The 15913-nt window shown below is 62.2% G+C and carries 15 protein-coding genes, 1 tRNA gene and 1 pseudogene; 10 read left to right on the top strand and 7 right to left on the bottom strand.

The genetic code is table 11. The features are described from left to right. Positions 1-202 precede the first annotated feature (202 nt). The 4 genes and pseudogenes from ACMV18_RS08060 to ACMV18_RS08045 all read left to right on the top strand — a co-directional run bounded on the left by ACMV18_RS08060 (position 203) and on the right by ACMV18_RS08045 (position 4034). On the top strand, positions 203-2188 hold the full coding sequence (locus ACMV18_RS08060) for an ATP-binding protein (RefSeq protein ID WP_420817409.1): 1986 nt from the start codon (positions 203-205) through the stop codon (positions 2186-2188). A 9-nt stretch (positions 2189-2197) separates the two neighbouring features. Further along, complete coding sequence (locus ACMV18_RS08055) at positions 2198-2935, top strand: response regulator transcription factor (protein WP_420817408.1); 738 nt, start codon at positions 2198-2200, stop codon at positions 2933-2935. Positions 2936-2972: 37 nt separating this feature from the next. Further along, a pseudogene (arsC, locus tag ACMV18_RS08050) lies at positions 2973-3323 on the top strand (arsenate reductase (glutaredoxin)); the annotation flags it as partial. Positions 3324-3338: 15 nt separating this feature from the next. Beyond that, on the top strand, positions 3339-4034 hold the full coding sequence (locus ACMV18_RS08045) for a hypothetical protein (protein WP_420817407.1): 696 nt from the start codon (positions 3339-3341) through the stop codon (positions 4032-4034). Positions 4035-4043: 9 nt separating this feature from the next. Here ACMV18_RS08045 and ACMV18_RS08040 read toward each other — a convergent pair whose 3' ends face one another. The 4 genes from ACMV18_RS08040 to ACMV18_RS08025 form a co-directional block, all read right to left on the bottom strand. Then, the gene (locus ACMV18_RS08040; protein WP_420817406.1) at positions 4044-4502 is read right to left on the bottom strand and encodes a MarR family winged helix-turn-helix transcriptional regulator; all 459 of its coding nucleotides are present in this window, start codon (positions 4500-4502) and stop codon (positions 4044-4046) included. Further along, complete coding sequence (locus ACMV18_RS08035) at positions 4499-4984, bottom strand: glutathione peroxidase (protein ID WP_374259134.1); 486 nt, start codon at positions 4982-4984, stop codon at positions 4499-4501. The genes ACMV18_RS08040 and ACMV18_RS08035 overlap by 4 nt, the downstream gene beginning before the upstream one ends. 121 nt (positions 4985-5105) lie before the next feature. Beyond that, positions 5106-5978, bottom strand: coding sequence for a pirin family protein (locus ACMV18_RS08030; RefSeq protein WP_420817405.1), 873 nt, complete (start codon positions 5976-5978; stop codon positions 5106-5108). Between the two features lie 60 nt (positions 5979-6038). Further along, positions 6039-6638: an FMN-dependent NADH-azoreductase gene (locus ACMV18_RS08025; RefSeq protein ID WP_420817404.1), complete on the bottom strand. Its 600-nt coding sequence runs from the start codon at positions 6636-6638 to the stop codon at positions 6039-6041. Between the two features lie 90 nt (positions 6639-6728). Between ACMV18_RS08025 and ACMV18_RS08020 the strand changes: the two genes are divergently transcribed. The 3 genes from ACMV18_RS08020 (at position 6729) to ACMV18_RS08010 (ending at position 10847) form a co-directional block, all read left to right on the top strand. Further along, complete coding sequence (locus ACMV18_RS08020) at positions 6729-7661, top strand: LysR substrate-binding domain-containing protein (RefSeq protein WP_420817403.1); 933 nt, start codon at positions 6729-6731, stop codon at positions 7659-7661. 8 nt (positions 7662-7669) lie between these two features. Then, the gene (locus tag ACMV18_RS08015) at positions 7670-9598 is read left to right on the top strand and encodes an acyltransferase family protein (RefSeq protein WP_420817402.1); all 1929 of its coding nucleotides are present in this window, start codon (positions 7670-7672) and stop codon (positions 9596-9598) included. A gap of 121 nt (positions 9599-9719) precedes the next feature. Further along, entirely contained in the window at positions 9720-10847 is a 1128-nt protein-coding gene (locus tag ACMV18_RS08010; protein ID WP_420817401.1) for an HD-GYP domain-containing protein, read from the top strand. A gap of 45 nt (positions 10848-10892) precedes the next feature. Here ACMV18_RS08010 and ACMV18_RS08005 read toward each other — a convergent pair. Both ACMV18_RS08005 and ispB read right to left on the bottom strand, forming a co-directional pair. Further along, positions 10893-10969 (bottom strand) — tRNA-Pro (locus ACMV18_RS08005). 15 nt (positions 10970-10984) lie between these two features. Next, positions 10985-11965 carry an octaprenyl diphosphate synthase gene (gene ispB / locus ACMV18_RS08000; protein WP_420817400.1) on the bottom strand — a complete coding sequence of 327 codons (981 nt, stop codon included), beginning with the start codon at positions 11963-11965 and terminating at the stop codon, positions 10985-10987. Positions 11966-12101: 136 nt separating this feature from the next. Between ispB and ACMV18_RS07995 the strand changes: the two genes are divergently transcribed. After that, on the top strand, positions 12102-13397 hold the full coding sequence (locus tag ACMV18_RS07995; RefSeq protein ID WP_420817399.1) for an FAD-dependent monooxygenase: 1296 nt from the start codon (positions 12102-12104) through the stop codon (positions 13395-13397). Positions 13398-13423: 26 nt separating this feature from the next. Here the strand turns inward: ACMV18_RS07995 and ACMV18_RS07990 are convergent, their stop codons facing one another. Further along, positions 13424-13714, bottom strand: coding sequence for a hypothetical protein (locus tag ACMV18_RS07990; protein ID WP_374257934.1), 291 nt, complete (start codon positions 13712-13714; stop codon positions 13424-13426). A gap of 30 nt (positions 13715-13744) precedes the next feature. Between ACMV18_RS07990 and ACMV18_RS07985 the strand changes: the two genes are divergently transcribed. Beyond that, positions 13745-15046, top strand: a complete 1302-nt coding sequence (locus ACMV18_RS07985; RefSeq protein WP_420817398.1) for a glutamate-5-semialdehyde dehydrogenase — start codon at positions 13745-13747, stop codon at positions 15044-15046. Positions 15047-15080: 34 nt separating this feature from the next. After that, positions 15081-15827 (top strand): sulfite exporter TauE/SafE family protein, encoded by a 747-nt coding sequence (locus ACMV18_RS07980; RefSeq protein ID WP_420817475.1) that lies wholly within the window; start codon positions 15081-15083, stop codon positions 15825-15827. Positions 15828-15913 lie beyond the last annotated feature (86 nt).

The following is a 15913-nucleotide window of genomic DNA, read 5'->3' as shown; positions in this document are numbered from 1 at the left end:
CCTTCAGCTCGAGTGACGCGCAGACAAAACTACACAGGCGTTCTCAGGCCATACAGGCTCAAGGGGGAAAACGGCTCACTCATTCTGAGAGAAATCTCATTGCAAAATATTGCAAAGTCTTGCACCACATTCGTATAGAGATAAACACCAACTATTACCAAGTTATCGCCCCATCAACACCTGTTCGTTACACTAGAACGCAATGCGATATCTATTGCTCACGGTGTTGTTCTGGCTGCTCACCCCTCTGGGACAAGCGGCGCAACCTGTCTTATTGGCTGCTGATTTCCATCAGCAAGCGCTGGATGGCCACTTGGAAGCCAGTCCGCGCAACAGCACATTGATCAATGCGGAAGAGGCCTTACGCGCCTACCAATCGCGTCAATTTGAGCCACTCCCCGGATCGCTGGGACGGGGCTATCGGCCCGATGTGGTCTGGCTGGCGTTCGAGGTGACGGCGAGTCCGACTTGGGCCTCGCCAACTGTTCACCTGGAAATCGCCCCCGCCAGCCTGGATCACATCAGCATCTACACCGCAGCGAAGGGTCATGCTCCCAGTCTGGTCGGCGTGGTTGGGGACCAGATCCAGGCCACCTCGCCACACGCCCGGCAGCTCACCCCATCCGTTGAAATCCCCGTCGTGGCGGGCGCATCCCAAACCGTGCTGGTACGGATTCAGACCACCAGCACACAATCTGCCCTGCTCAGCCTGCGGTCGCCCTTGGCGCACCATGCCTCGCTGGAAAGCCAAGGCCTGCTCTCAGGCATCCTCGTCACCCTCAGTGTGGTGATGCTGGCCATGGCCCTCAGCATGGGCTGGACGTACCGACACAGCTTGTTCTGGCTGTGGGCCGTTCAGATTTTCTTCACCATCTCAGGCTGGGCACTGATGGACGGGCTGGTCTATCGGTACCTTGACTTTGTCCCCTCAGCCTGGATCAACCGGCTCACACCTGCCGCGAACATGCTGAGCATGTCGATTGGTACGCTGATGATGGCCAAGCTGTTTGACTTCGCAGCGATCTCCAAGTGGTGGGACCGTTTGTTTGTCGGCAGCGCGATGTACTTTGCGCTGGCCGCACTCCTGTCCGTCATGGATCTCGCCCCCAAGGTATTGGGCGCCTCACTTTTGCTGGCCCTGCCCCTTCCGCCCATTGGCATTGCCCTGACCTTGCTTCAGATGTGGCGGGGCCACACCGATGCCCGACTCTTCGGCCCCAGCTTCATGACCTACGGGCTGTTCACGGGCTATCACCTGACGGCGGCGCTGGGCTGGTCGGCCTTCACTGCCATCGGCTTTTGGGGATGGCAATGGGTTGGCTTGCTCAACCTGGCGTCCTTGCACGTTGCCATGTTCAAGCGTGCACGTGCACTGCAACAGGAGGGCCGACGCGAACGTGCGGCCCTGATGGCGCGACTGAAAGACCAGAACCGCGAACTGGAAGACAAGGTCACAGAGCGCACCCGACACCTGGAAGTCAAGCTCAAGCAAACCCGAGAACATGAAGAAGAACAACGACAGTTCATCGCCATGCTGTCACACGAAGTGCGCTCCCCGCTGGCCGTGATTGATGCTGCGTCCCAAGTGCTGGGTAGCCGCGTGGCAAACGACTCACCACTGCTGCCCCCCTTGCAGCGCATCCGGCGTGGTGTGGCCCGCCTGGCAAGCTTCTTTGAAAACAGTCTGACGCAGGACCGCATTGACAGCCACACCTTCCGGCTGCAACTGGAAACGATCGATCCGCACGCGCTGGGAAGCTGGATTCAAGACAGCGCAGACATGCAGTCAGCCGACCATGTCTTGACTGTGCACATTGCAGAATCGGTCCAACCCTTTGAAGGCGACTTGCCATTACTCAGAATTGTCCTCATGAATCTGGTTGGTAATGCCATGAAATATTCACCGGCAGGCTCCACCATTGACCTGGACATTCGTTCGGCCGATTCCTTCGTGCAATTCATCGTGCGTGATCAAGGTGATGGCATTGCCGCAGATGAAATCAGCGACATTTTCCAGAGATACCACCGAGGACGGGGCGCGCAAGGCAAACCCGGCGCCGGTTTGGGCTTGTCCTTGGTGCGACGCATTTGTGAACTGCACCATGGCAGCATTTCCGTGGATAGTCAGGAAGCCAGAGGGAGTACGTTCACCCTCTCCATCCCCCGCTCTCAGCACCCCGTCACCTGATCTCGCTACATGAAGCCTCGCATTGCGATTGTCGAAGACGACCCGGACCAACTGGCCAGCACGCAGGAATACCTGTCTGCCGAGGGTTACCCAACTTGGGGCGTGTCCAACGCCCGCGACTTTTATGTCCGGTTTGCGGCCGAACCTGTCGATGTGGTCATCCTCGACATCGGCTTGCCCGGCGACAACGGACTGACCATCGCCGAAGTGCTCAGCAAAAATCCCCGTGTGGCCACCATCATCGTCAGCGCGCGGGTGATGCTGGATGACCGACTGTCAGGACTCAAGGCTGGCGCGGATCGCTACCTGGTCAAGCCCGTCGATTTCCGAGAGCTGGCCGCCAACATCGACGCAGCCGCCCACCGACGGCACCAGGCTGGATCTCCGCCGCCAGCAGCAGTTCTCCCCGAAAGCGCCCCTGCGTCCCCCACGAGTGACGAGGTCCCCTGGCGACTCTCCATGCAGACCTGGACCTTGCTCACCCCACAAGGCGGCGCGCTGCCGCTGACCACCAAGGAATTTGCCTTGATGCAGCAGCTCATTCGCGCCAATGGCTCGGTGGTCTCCAAAAAGGAGCTGCTGCAGGAAGTCTTCGGCCTGCGCTCTGCACAAGGGAGTGAGCGACTCAGCGTCCTGGTGACACGGCTGCGCAAAAAAGCCACCGATGTGCTGGGAGAATCGCTGCCCATTCGCACCGCCCACCAATTGGGTTATGCCTTCACGGCACCCGCATCCTTGCAATCCTGAGGCTCCCTAGGGCGATCATCCTGTGACCTGTTTCACCATGAGTTCTGTCAAGATTTTTCACAATCCAAAGTGCGGCACGTCCCGCACGGTGCTGGGCATGATCCGCGATGCGGGCATCGAACCTGATGTGATCCTCTACCTGGAGACCCCGCCTTCACGGGCTGAACTGGTGCAGCTCATCCAGGCGACCGGCGGCAGCGTTCGCGATGTGCTGCGCGCCAAAGGTGATCTGTATGAGGAGTTGGGCCTGGCTGACCCCAAATGGACGGATGATCAACTGCTGGACTTCATGACTGCGCATCCTGCCTTGATCAATCGCCCCATCGTGGTGACGGACAAAGGCACGGCCTTGTGCCGCCCGGCTGACAAGGTTCTGGCGCTGCTCCCTGCTGCCTGAGACACCATGAGCCGACTGGTCACCGAATTGCTGCGCCTCTATGGCGCCGCCCCGCAAGACAACACCACAACGCGAGCCTTGTGCGTAGAGGTCAGACACCACGCAGCCTGGCGCCACCTCGCCGGACTGTGGGAAGGGGTGCAAGCAGACCTGAATTGGCCCGCCCCGGCCATCGCCGTCAACGGCACCGACGGTTTCCAACTGTGGTTTTCACTTCAGGACACCATACCGGTGGCCGACGGCGCCCTGGCGCTGCGCACCTTGTGCCAGAGATACCTGACCGACTTGCCGGCCAAACACATCCATGTTTGGCCAGTGATGTCGCCCAGTCCAGAATCTGCACGCCCCAGCTTGCCGCCCCAGCAGCGACACGCCGAGCAATGGTCGGCGTTCATTGCGCGCGACTTGGCGCCGGTGTTCGAAGACACCCCTTGGCTCGACCTTCAGCCCGGTGACGATGCGCAGGCTGACATGCTGGGTCAACTCCGCAGCATCTCCAGCGCCATGTGGTCGCAAAGCACGGCGCTGTGGCGCACGCCTGCGGCAGAGGAGTCCTGCGCGGAGACGCCGTCTGTGCCCATCTCATTCGCCGACCATGATCCCAAGGCCTTTTTGCTGCGCGTGATGAATGATCCCTCTGTCGACATGGCGTTGCGCATTGACGCGGCAAAAGCCTTGCTGACCCATTCATCGCCCCACTGAAGAGAAGTCTTACCCCGCAGCATTCAGCGCCAGCAAGTGCTGCACCAACCGGTCCAGACTGCCTTTGAGCGCCCGGCCTTCGTCCATCGGATACCCGATCTTGGCCAGCAGTTGTTGAGGGATGCAGGCACATTGCGCCTTCAGCGCCAGGCCCGATTCCGTCAGATGAATGTGCACCACGCGTTCGTCGTCTTGCGCGCGCTCGCGCCTCACCCAGCCTTGCTCGGCCATGCGCTTGAGCAAAGGCGTCAGCGTGTTTGACGCCAGTTGCGCGCGCTCACCGATGTGCGAGACCGAGCACGGCGCATCAGCCCACAAAATCATCAGGACGATGTACTGCGGATAGGTCATACCCAAGGGCTCCAGCAGGGGCTGGTACAGCCGGGTCACCAGCCGCGCTGCCGCGTACAGCGGAAAGCACAACTGGTTCTCCAGCAACTGAGGGTCAACCGTTTCACGCGTACTCATGCCAATCCCAGGGCGCGGCGAATGTAGGGCTCCAGTTTCTCAGGCTTGGTGAGGGTGGCAAAGCGCTTGACGGGTTGCCCATCCCGCCCGATGAGGAACTTCGTGAAGTTCCATTTGATTCGACGCCCCAGAAAGCCGGGCAAAGCCTGCGTCAGGTAGTTGAAAACAGGATGCGCCGCCGGCCCGTTCACATCCACCTTGGCAAACATGGGGAAGCTCACGCCGTAGTTGATCAGGCACGACGACTTGATGTCGTCGGCATTGCCCGGCTCCTGATTGCCAAACTGATTGCATGGAAAGCCCAGGATGACCAGACCCTGGTCCTTGTACTTCTCGTACAAAGTTTCCAGGCCGGCGTACTGTGGCGTGAAGCCGCATTTGCTGGCCGTGTTGACCACTAGCACCACCTTGCCCTCGTAGGCTCGCATGTCGATGGGCTGGCCTTGCAGGCTTTGCGCGCTCAGGTCGTAGAAAGCTGTCATGGTTGTTTGATTTGTTGAGGCAACGATCAAATCATCAGCGATTTAATCGCACACGATTTAATTGGGACAAAAATAACCACCCGTGACGGATGGTTATCGGTGCTGCGCCACGGCGGGGACGTCATCCACCCATGCGCCCTTCTCGGAAGTCCTGAATGGCCTGATAGATCTCCTGCTGGGAATTCATCACAAAAGGGCCGTACTGCACGATGGGTTCACGCAATGGCTGGCCTGCGATCAACAGAAAACGAGCCTCACCGCTTGCCTGCACGGTCACGCCATCGGTCGCCGCATCGTTGGCCAAGATGGCCATGCGCTCCGCTGGCACGGACTGCCCGGCAACTGACACAGCGCCGCGGTACACGTAGATGAATGCGTTGTGCTCGACCGGCAAGCGTTGCGAGAATTGCGCCCCAGGCGCCATGTGAACATCCAGGTACAGCGGGGCAGTCACCTCACGGGTCACGGCGCCCGTAACCCCGTGGGAGTGGCCGGCAATCACCGTAACCTCTGCCCCCTGACCATTGCTGAATCGTGGCAAAGCCTCTGATGCGATGTCGCGATACCAAGGCTCGCACAGCTTGTCTTTCGCAGGCAGGTTCAGCCACAGCTGAAAGCCTTCCATCACGCCGTCTTCCTGCTGAGGGATTTCGGAATGGATCAGCCCTCGCCCTGCTGTCATCCACTGCACATCGCCGTTTTCCAGCAAACCTTCATGCCCGGCGCTGTCTCGATGCAGCATTCGCCCGGCAATCATGTAGGTCACCGTTTCAAAGCCCCTGTGGGGGTGGTCCGGAAAGCCTGCGATGTAGTCATCGGGCTTGTCGCTGCCAAAGGCGTCCAGCATCAGGAAGGGGTCCAGGCGTCGCTGCCATTGGTGGGTGAGCACCCGATTGAGCTTGACGCCTGCACCATCTGACGTGGGGTGGCCGGCGACCTGCTGCTCCACTTGGCGGGAGTGGCTCACCACTTCGGTTTGAACAAGTTGTGTCATGGCAGGCTCCTCAGCAAATACGTCTTTCAGCGGGTCAGCAGGGCTGACCTGACCAGATGATCAGGCCAATGCGGCATTCAAATCGGCTTCGGCTTGTGCAAAGCCCTTCTCGACGGCTTCCGGCCCCATGTTCAAGCCTTCGGCAAAGATGAACTTCACGTCGGTCATGCCCAGGAAGCCCAGGATGGTCTGAACGTAAGGTGTTTGCGAATCCGCCGGTGTGCCGCGATAAATGCCACCGCGCGCAAACGCGACAAAGACCTTCTTGCCGTTGATGAGCCCCTCAGGACCGTTGGCGGTGTAGCGGAACGTCACGCCCGAACGGGCAATCGCATCAAACCAGCTCTTGAGTTGCACCGGCACCCCAAAGTTGTACATCGGCACGCCCAGCACGATCACGTCGTGGGCTTGCACTTCGGCAATCAGGGCATCGTCCATGGCCACGCGTGCCGCTTGCTCGGGGGTGCGTTGTTCTGCGGGGGTGAACAGTGCGCCCAACGCTGCACCATCCAGCACAGGGTGAGGCGTCACCGCCAAATCACGCACGGTCACCGAGGCACCCGGATTTTGAGCCAGCAGACGCTCGGTCACACGGTTGGCCACGCGAGTGGAGTTGGCGCCTTCGGTGCGAGCGCTGGCGTTGATTTGCAGGATCTTCATGGTGGGCTCCAAAGTGGATTGCGATGTGCTCACTGTATTGATCAACAAACCACTTGATAAGACCTTACAATGGGCATCATCATTCCACCCATGGAACAATCAATTCAAGCTGCGCCTCACATTGAAGCCAACGACCTGCTGATCTTTGCGCGCGTCGCAGACCTTGGCAGCTTCAGTCGCGCGGCAGAACGGCTGGGCTTGCCCAAATCCACCGTGTCACGGCGCATCAGCTTGCTGGAAGACCAGGTGGGTGAGCGCTTGCTGCTGCGCACCACGCGCCGCCAAACCTTGACCGAGTTGGGGCACCAGTTGCTGGAGCACGCGCGCCAGGTGGCCACCGAGGTCGACGCCGTCGCCGCCTTGCGTGAGCACCGCCAGGCCGCACCCGGCGGTCGCTTGCGCGTGTCCATGCCCAGCGACTTTGCCACCTTGCTGCTGCAAGAACATCTGGCCGCGTTTGTGGCCATGTACCCCCACATCACGCTGGAGTTGGATCTGTCGCCGCGTCGCGTCGATCTGCTGGGTGAAGGATTTGATGTGGCCATTCGCATGGGGCAACTGCCCGACGACAACCTGCTGGCCGCACGTCGCCTGACCGTCTTTCAAAACGGTTTGTATGCCTCGCCCCACTATCTGGCCGAACATGGCGAGCCTCGTGAGCCCACCGACTTGCTTCAACATCAGACCGTGCAACTGCCCAGCCGATCGATGGAGCGCCACACCTGGACGCTCACGCAAGGCCAAGCACGCTGGGAAGGCACCCCACCCAGCCGAGTGCACGCCAACTCGCCAGAACTGCTCATCCTCATGGCGCGCGCAGGATGCGGCATCGCTGCAGCGCCAGATCAGTTTGCGCGCCCCCTGGTCGCTCGGGGCGAGCTGCGCCGTGTGTTGCCCGACTGGTGCCTGCCTTCACACACGGCATGGGCTGTTTTTCCGGGTCGCAAACTGATGCCTGCGAAAACCCGTGTCTTTCTGGACATGCTGCAAGCCGCGCTGGCAGACCCAGCCGGCGCTCGATAATTCGGCCCATGCATTCCCTGAGAACCGACGTCCAAGTCCTGCGGGCCGTCGCAGTCCTGTCCGTCCTGATTTTCCATTTCGACTTGCCGGGCCTGGACAAAGGCTTTCTGGGCGTCGACATCTTCTTCGTGATCTCGGGCTTCCTGATGTCCCGGGTCATCATCGACAGCCTGGATCAGGCGCGCTTCAGCGCCAGCACGTTTTACCTGCGGCGTGCGCGCCGACTGCTCCCCGCCGCGTGGGCGACCCTGCTGGCCACCACCGTGGCTGCCCCGTGGATCCTGGGGCCAGCGGCATTGAAGGACTACGCCGCGCAACTGGGTGGGGCCATGAGCTTCAGCGCCAACATCGTGCTATGGCTGCAAAGTGGCTACTTTGACAGCAGTGCCGACCTCAAGCCCCTGCTTCACACCTGGTCGCTGGCACTGGAAGAGCAGTACTACTTCGTCCTGCCCGTGGTGCTCATCTGGGCCGGGCAACGCTGGCGGGGCGCTGTGCTGCTCACGCTCACCCTGATGAGCGCGGGTCTGTGCCTGTGGATGAACGACCGTGCACCGTCAGCGTCGTTCTACCTGCTGCCGTCTCGCGCCTGGGAGCTGATGATGGGCTCCCTCTGCGCCCTGCCGGCGTTCAGGCAAGGCCTGCGCCCATGGCCATGGCGCGTGGACAGTGCCTGGCTCGCCATCCCCCTCATGGCCGCCAGCTTGATCTGGGGCTGGGATGACGTTCACCCTCGCACCGATGCGCTCTTGGTGTGCCTGGCCACCGCCGTCCTGATCCTGTGGCCGTCGTCGGTGCTCAACCAAAGCAACCGCCCCATGCGCACCATGGTCTGGATCGGTGATGTGTCCTACTCGCTGTACCTGGTGCACTGGCCCGTGCTCGCGCTGGCCCGACACGTCTGGCTGGACGGTTTACCTGCGCAGGTGTCATGGGCCTTGCTGGGGCTGACCTTCCCACTGGCTTGGCTGTCGCACCGATACGTGGAGCAACCCTTTCGCAAGATCGACACCTGGCGCGGGCTCGGTCGGCAGCTGCTCTGGCTGGGCATCCCCATGGCGATGGCCTGTGCGGTGCTGATGTGGCGCATGGCGCAACCAGCCGGGCAACAGTGGTCACAAGCCTTGCAACCCAATTTTGGCTTTGGCCCCAGCTGCGAATACGAAACCGCCTTTGCGCCCCAAGCCGCCTGCCAGACCCATGCGCAAGCACGCACCCTGGTCTGGGGCGACAGCTATGCCATGCATCTGATCGCAGGCTTTCAGGCGTCATCGCCGAACAACCAAGGCGTCATCCAGGCCACGCGCAGTGTTTGCGCCCCCCTGTTGGACATGGCTCGCCTGATGCCCGACGACCCCGCCGACCGGGCCCGACGCTGCATGGCCTTCAACGAGTCGGTCCTGCAATGGCTGGCACGCACACCCCAGGTTGAATACGTGGTGCTCTCTTCACGCTGGCAATACCTGTTTGACGACCCCGTGGTGAATGCCCAAGGGCAAGCCATCACGCCAGATGCCAAGACCATCGCGCAGTCACTGGCCCGTACGGTGGCCCGTTTGCGCGCTCTGCACAAAAAGGTGGTGCTCATCTCGCCGCCACCGTCCCTCGGTACCGATGTGGATCTGGGTGTATGTGCCGAACGGCGAGCGCTGGGGCTGCTCACCATCAGTCAGCAAGTAGATGCCCATTGCGACTTCTCGCTCGCGGCATCCAGGCAGCGCCAGCAAGACGTCAGCACGCTGATGTCCGACCTGATCACGATCGCTCACATCGACGTCATCGACCTGGCCCACTTCAACTGCCCTCAAGGCACATGCCACAGCTTGGTGCAAGGCACGCCGGTTTACCGGGATATCGGACACCTGTCCCGGCAAGGCGCGGCATTGATGGGCCAACGATTGAATCTGGGTCAACAAGTGATTCAACACGCCCACTGATTTGCGCTGAAATACCCAAAATCCGGGCAATCCAACTACCACCTCACGGTGGTTGGTGATAGCGTGCACGAACGTGTGTTTCATCACGGCACCCACCGGTCCAACCAGGTGCGCGATCAACATGAATCTCGCAGCACAAGCCATCATCAGCAACACAGGGACACTGTCAGAGCGACTGTCAGCGCTGCACTCGCGCCTGTTGCAAACCATTCCCGGCGTCGACCGCATCGCCTGCACGCTCTACGAGTCGAAGGACGACACGCTCAAGACCTACATCAACAGCACCCGACAAGGCACGGCCATTCAAGGCTACGAAGCTCGACTCAGCCAGAGTGCAGCCCTGTTCGAACTGGCCCAGAAGGGCAACTTCCGTGTGCTGGACGACATTGAGCAGGCCATTCACTCCAATTCCACCCACTCGCAGTGGTTGCGCGAGCAGGGCTACCGATCGTCATTCACCGTTCCGTTCTACGACAACGCGCAGCTACTGGGATTCATCTTTTTTGACTCGATGCAGGCAGGCGCCTTCACCCCCCAGGTGCAGCGTGACCTAGTGCTGTACACCAGCCTGATCAGCATGCTGGTGTCCGGTGAGCTGGCCGCCATTCGCATGGTGGTCGAATCCACCCGCGTGGCAAGACAACTCACCGAGGTCCGGGACTTTGAAACCGGCGCGCATCTCGACCGCATGGCGCACTACGCCCGGCTGATTGCCCGCAAGGTGGCGCCCACCTACGGTTTGGACGATGAGTTCACCGAGGCCATCTTCCTGTTTGCACCGCTGCACGACATTGGCAAGATCGGCATCCCGGATCGGATCCTGCTCAAGCCCGGCAAGCTGGACGACGACGAACGTCGCACCATGAATGCGCACGTCGACAAGGGAGTCGCCATCATTGATCGCATCATCGGCGACAACTCGCAGCACCGATTCCCGGACTCCAGCATTCTGCGCAACATCATCGCCTGCCACCACGAAATGCTGGACGGCTCAGGCTACCCGAAAGCCTTGCAAGGCGACGACATCCCGCTTGAAGCGCGCATTGTGGCCGTGGCCGACATCTTTGATGCGCTCACGTCCGAGCGCCCCTACAAAGCCGAATGGCCTTTGGAGCAGGCGTTTGAAGAGTTGCACAGGCTGAGCGGCGAAGGCAAGCTGGATGCAGAATGCGTCCACGCGCTGGCATCGCAAGCCGACACTGTCAAGGACATTCGCGCACGGTATGCCGATGCGGCAGGTGCGCACTGAATGAAAAAAGCCCGCATGCATGAACACGCGGGCTTGAAGATGGTGTGGTCGGGGTGAGAGGATTCGAACCTCCGGCCTCTACGTCCCGAACGTAGCGCTCTACCAGGCTAAGCTACACCCCGAAAAGACTCTAAAACTCACGAAGATCGGTGAATCGAGTCGAACGTCAATTGTAGCAGAGCTTCCCTGAACTCCGAGGGAGGCAACAGGTCCAGACACTGCTTGGCAGCTTCTGCCTGCTGCTGCGCTGCCTCGCGGGTGACCTCCAGAGCCCCCGTCGCCTTCACCACAGCCACGATCTCGGGCATGCGATCCACTTCGCCATGAATGATGGCGTTGCGGATCAGTTCGCGCTGCTCGGGCGTGCCCCGCTCCATGGCGGCCAGCAGCGGCAGCGTGGGCTTGCCTTCACGCAGATCATCGCCAATGTTTTTGCCCAGGGCTTCGGTGCTGCCCTCGTAATCCAGCAGGTCGTCGATCAGCTGGAAGGCCGTGCCCAAAGCACGCCCGTAGGCAGCGCATGCCTCTTCCACGTCCGGCGCAGCATCGGTGATCAGCGCACCCAAACGTGCGCTGGCTTCAAACAGCTTGGCCGTCTTGTATTCGATCACGCGAAGGTAGTCGGCCACCGAAATGTCGGGGTCATGCATGTTCATCAACTGCAGAACCTCGCCTTCGGCGATCACATTGGTCGCGTCGGCCAGCACTTCCATCACGCGCAAGCGATTGGTCGACACCATCATCTGGAAGGCGCGCGAGTACAGAAAGTCACCCACCAGCACGCTGGCCGCATTGCCGAACATGGCATTGGCCGTCTTGCGGCCACGGCGCAGATCCGACTCGTCCACGACATCGTCGTGCAGCAGCGTGGCAGTGTGAATGAACTCCACCACAGCAGCCAGTTCATGACGCTCGGCGCTGTCCGAACCCAGAGCGCGTGCCACCAGCAAGAGCAGCATCGGGCGCACCCGCTTGCCGCCAGCATTGACGATGTAGTGCGAAATCTGATTGACCAGCGCCACCTGCGACGACAGTCGGCGATGAATGACCTGATCCACTTCGGCCATGTCGGCGGCCAAAAGGGTGCGGTAGCTGGCGGGGGATGGGGTGGTGGTCACGCGACAAGAAATCCGAAACGCCCTGACTCAGGGCAAACGCTGGATTATAGAAAGCCACGCGCCGCTTGTGCCCGGGTCAAACCACAGGACAATAGACCTACATCAGGCAGTCCTGCACTTCCTCTTTGACGGCACCATGACTTCGCACGCTCCCGACACGTCCTCCCCTGAACTCAGTCTGGCCATCATCGGCGCCGGCCCCGCCGGTCTGAGCCTGGCCCTGCAAGCGGCACGCGCTCTGCCCACCGCCCGCATCACCGTGTTCGATGCCCGCCCGGCCGACAAGGACGTGTCCACCGACGCGCGCACCCTGGCCTTGTCACAAGGAACCGTGCAAGAGCTACACCGCATGGGCATCTGGGATCCCATTGATGCCACGGGCCACACGGCGCCCATCCGCGCGGTGCACGTCTCGCAACAGCAGCCCACGGTCTTGTGGCCCGGCAAGGAACAGCCGGTCGTGCGCATCAGCGCCGCCGAGCAGCGCGTGCCCCAACTGGGCGCGGTCGTCAGCTACGGCACCTTGGTCGCCCCCTTGCAAGCCGCATGGTTGCGCGCTGTGAACGCCGACGAACATCGCCTGGCCATGCGGTTCAGCACCCCCGTGCGCGGACTGAAGCCCGTGGAAGGCGGCGTGGAAATCGACGCCGACATTGCCGAACGCTATGACATGGCCGTGGTGGCCGAAGGGGGCGTGTTTGCCGATCAACCCAAGCTGAATTGGCCCGAAGGCGTCAGCCGCGATTACGAGCAAACCGCCTGGGTCGGGCAGGTGCTGCTCGACGAGCACAGCCCCGAAGGCACCGCCTACGAGCGCTTCACGCCATCGGGCCCCGCCGCGCTGCTGCCGCTGCCTCCCGGCCAGGTGACACCCGGTGGCCCGATCGGGCGCCGTGCCGCGCTGGTGTGGTGCGTGCAGCAAGGCGACGACCCCGTGCGCGAACTCAACGACACCCAGCGTCTGACCTTGCTGAACACCCTCTTCCATTCGGACGTGGGCACCATCCGCCAGATGTCGGCACTCAAGGCTTTTCCGCTCGGTCTCAACGCCCACACCCGCCTCGTCAGTGACGGGGTGGTGGTACGCATCGGCAACGCCGCACAGACCTTGCACCCTGTCGCGGGCCAAGGCTTCAACCTCGGCATGCGTGACGTGCACGAGTTGCTGGCCGCGCTCAAGCGCGAAAGCTGGTCCAACCAAGACGATGCGGACGCACGACGCAACCAACTGCAGCGCGCACTCGGCCAGTTCGAGCGCAAGCGTCAGCCCGACCGACTGGCCTTGGTGGCCGCCACCGACTTTCTGGCCCGCACCTTCACCCAGCCTGCACCCATCCTGGCAACCCTGCGAGGCCTGGGCCTGGGGGCCATTCAAACCTTCAGTCCGGCCAAGCACCTGCTGGCCCACACCATGATGTTTGGCGTGCGCTGACACGCTTGGGGCACGTCACACCCGCGTCACCCCTCGACATCCACACTGGCGTCACACCCCTGGCCCGCCGCGATCACGCGGCGCACCCACCAGTGCCACAGCCCCCGCCCGCGTGCGGAGGCGACCATCAAGCCGCACACATAGCGCCCCTGCTGGTCTGACCACTGCAGCTTGTCGCAGGCCCCTCGCCTGCGTCGGCTCAACAGCATGCCCACCGGGCAGGGCTCCACCAGACAGCACACGCCGCAGCCATTGCAGGGCGCCCCCTCTGGGGGCTTGGTCGGTGCGTCCGGGTGAATGTGAATGACCTGATGCATAGTGAACAGAGTTTGCGACAATCTTGCACCATGAACACCGCGATCACCCCTTCCGCCGACCTGCCCGTTGACCAGTACATGGCCGCCGTGGGTCAGGCTGCCCGCGTGGCAGCCACCGTGATGGCCGCTGCCAGCACCGCTGCCAAGAACAACGCCCTGCTGGCTCTGGCAGCCCAGATCTGCACGCACGCCGGCGAACTCAAGGCCCGCAACGAATCCGACATCGTGGCGGCCGAGCGCAACGGCCTGGCCGCCCCCATGGTCGACCGCCTGCGTCTGACCGACAAGGTCATCGAGACCATGGCAGAGAGCTGCGAACAAGTCGCCGCGCTGCCCGACCCCATCGGCGAAATCACCAATGTGCGCCGTCGCCCCACCGGCATCAGCGTGGGTCAGATGCGCGTGCCCATCGGCGTGTTCGGCATGATTTACGAATCACGCCCCAACGTCACCATCGAAGCAGCATCGCTGGCCATCAAGAGCGGCAATGCCTGCGTGCTGCGCGGCGGCTCCGAAGCCATCCACTCCAATCTGGCGCTGTGGAAGCTGGTGCAAGCGGCCCTGACGCAAGCCGGGCTCCCCGCCAATGCGGTGCAACTGGTGCAAACCACCGACCGCGCCGCCGTGGGCCAACTGATTGCGATGCCCCAGTATGTGGATGTGATCATCCCGCGCGGCGGCAAGGGCTTGATCGAGCGCATCAGCGCGGAGGCCCGCGTGCCCGTCATCAAGCACCTGGACGGCAACTGCCACACCTATGTGGACAGCGAAGTGGACCTGGATCTGGCCGTCAAGGTCACCGACAACGCCAAGACCCAGAAGTACAGCCCCTGCAACGCCACCGAGTCGCTGCTGGTGCACGTGAAGCAGGCAGACTCTTTCCTGCCCAAGATTGGCGCCGTATTTGCCGCCAAGGGTGTGGAGATGCGCTGCGATCTGCGCGCCAAAGCCGTACTGAGCCAAGTCGGCGGCGCCAAGCTCGTGGAGGCCACCGAACAAGACTGGTTTGAGGAATACCTCGGCCCAGTGATCGCCGTGAAGGTGGTGGATTCGCTGGACGAGGCCATCGCCCACATCAACCACTACGGCTCGCACCACACGGACGCCATCCTGACGACCAACCACCCGAACGCCATGCGCTTCCTGCGCGAAGTGGATTCCTCGAGCGTGATGATCAACGCCTCGACCCGCTTTGCCGATGGTTTCGAGTACGGATTGGGCGCCGAAATCGGCATCAGCACCGACAAGTTCCATGCACGCGGCCCCGTGGGCCTCGACGGCCTGACCTCCATGAAGTACGTGGTGCTGGGTCAGGGCGAAGTGCGCAGCTGATTTGCTCGACCTCACCGCCACCCATGTGGGGCTGATGTTGCTGGCGTCTGCGGGCGCCGGCCTGGTCGACGCCATCGTGGGCGGTGGCGGGCTGATCATCGTCCCCTCGCTGTTCGGGCTGTTCCCGCAGGCCACGCCCGCCACGCTGCTGGGCACCAACAAGGCAGCCTCCATCTGGGGCACAGGCTGGGCGGCATGGCAATACGCCCAGCGCGTTCGGCTTCCCTCTGCACGCCTCTTGGGCGCCATCCTGGCCGCCATGTTGGGCGGCTTGCTGGGGGCCTGGTTGGCCACGCTGGTGCCAGCCACACGCTTTCGGGTCGCCTTGCCACTGGTGCTCGCCGCAGTCTGGGTGTACACCTTGTGGCGCAAGGACATGGGCCATGCCCATGCACCCTACCTCAACCCACGCTCTGAAGCGGTGCTGGCCACGGCCATTGGCGGGGCCATCGGCTTTTACGATGGCGTCTTTGGGCCCGGCACCGGCAGCTTTTTTGTGTTCGCGCTGGTGCGCCTGCTTGGCTGGGACTTTCTCCACGCCAGTGCCGCGGCCAAGCGCCTGAACTTCGCCACCAACGTGGCGGCGCTGGCCTGGTTCATCCCGGCCGGGCACGTGGTGTGGGCGCTGGCCCTGCCGATGGCGGTGGCCAATGTGGCCGGCAGTGCCGTGGGCACCCACCTGGCGCTCAAGCACGGGGCCGGCTTTGTCCGCGTGGCCTTTCTCTTGGTGGTCGGCGCCCTCATCCTGAAGACCGGGCTGGATGCGTGGCAGATGCGGTGACGCCGCGGGGCGGCGTGGCCCCCAGCACACCGTCCGTTTCCACGGCTGTCATCGGGTTTTGCCAAAAACTATCAACACCATCAAAC

This window comes from Aquabacterium sp. (assembly GCF_048860245.1).
Lineage (GTDB): Bacteria > Pseudomonadota > Gammaproteobacteria > Burkholderiales > Burkholderiaceae_C > Aquabacterium.
This window is presented reverse-complemented; position numbering and strand designations above follow the sequence as displayed.

Coding starts and splice junctions, on each gene's coding strand:
- ACMV18_RS08060 (WP_420817409.1), top strand. CDS start 203: ATGCGATATCTATTGCTCACGGTGTTGTTCTGGCTGCTCACCCCTCTG.
- ACMV18_RS08055 (WP_420817408.1), top strand. CDS start 2,198: ATGAAGCCTCGCATTGCGATTGTCGAAGACGACCCGGACCAACTGGCC.
- ACMV18_RS08045 (WP_420817407.1), top strand. CDS start 3,339: ATGAGCCGACTGGTCACCGAATTGCTGCGCCTCTATGGCGCCGCCCCG.
- ACMV18_RS08040 (WP_420817406.1), bottom strand. CDS start 4,502: ATGAGTACGCGTGAAACGGTTGACCCTCAGTTGCTGGAGAACCAGTTG.
- ACMV18_RS08035 (WP_374259134.1), bottom strand. CDS start 4,984: ATGACAGCTTTCTACGACCTGAGCGCGCAAAGCCTGCAAGGCCAGCCC.
- ACMV18_RS08030 (WP_420817405.1), bottom strand. CDS start 5,978: ATGACACAACTTGTTCAAACCGAAGTGGTGAGCCACTCCCGCCAAGTG.
- ACMV18_RS08025 (WP_420817404.1), bottom strand. CDS start 6,638: ATGAAGATCCTGCAAATCAACGCCAGCGCTCGCACCGAAGGCGCCAAC.
- ACMV18_RS08020 (WP_420817403.1), top strand. CDS start 6,729: ATGGAACAATCAATTCAAGCTGCGCCTCACATTGAAGCCAACGACCTG.
- ACMV18_RS08015 (WP_420817402.1), top strand. CDS start 7,670: ATGCATTCCCTGAGAACCGACGTCCAAGTCCTGCGGGCCGTCGCAGTC.
- ACMV18_RS08010 (WP_420817401.1), top strand. CDS start 9,720: ATGAATCTCGCAGCACAAGCCATCATCAGCAACACAGGGACACTGTCA.
- ACMV18_RS07995 (WP_420817399.1), top strand. CDS start 12,102: ATGACTTCGCACGCTCCCGACACGTCCTCCCCTGAACTCAGTCTGGCC.
- ACMV18_RS07990 (WP_374257934.1), bottom strand. CDS start 13,714: ATGCATCAGGTCATTCACATTCACCCGGACGCACCGACCAAGCCCCCA.
- ACMV18_RS07985 (WP_420817398.1), top strand. CDS start 13,745: ATGAACACCGCGATCACCCCTTCCGCCGACCTGCCCGTTGACCAGTAC.
- ACMV18_RS07980 (WP_420817475.1), top strand. CDS start 15,081: ATGTTGCTGGCGTCTGCGGGCGCCGGCCTGGTCGACGCCATCGTGGGC.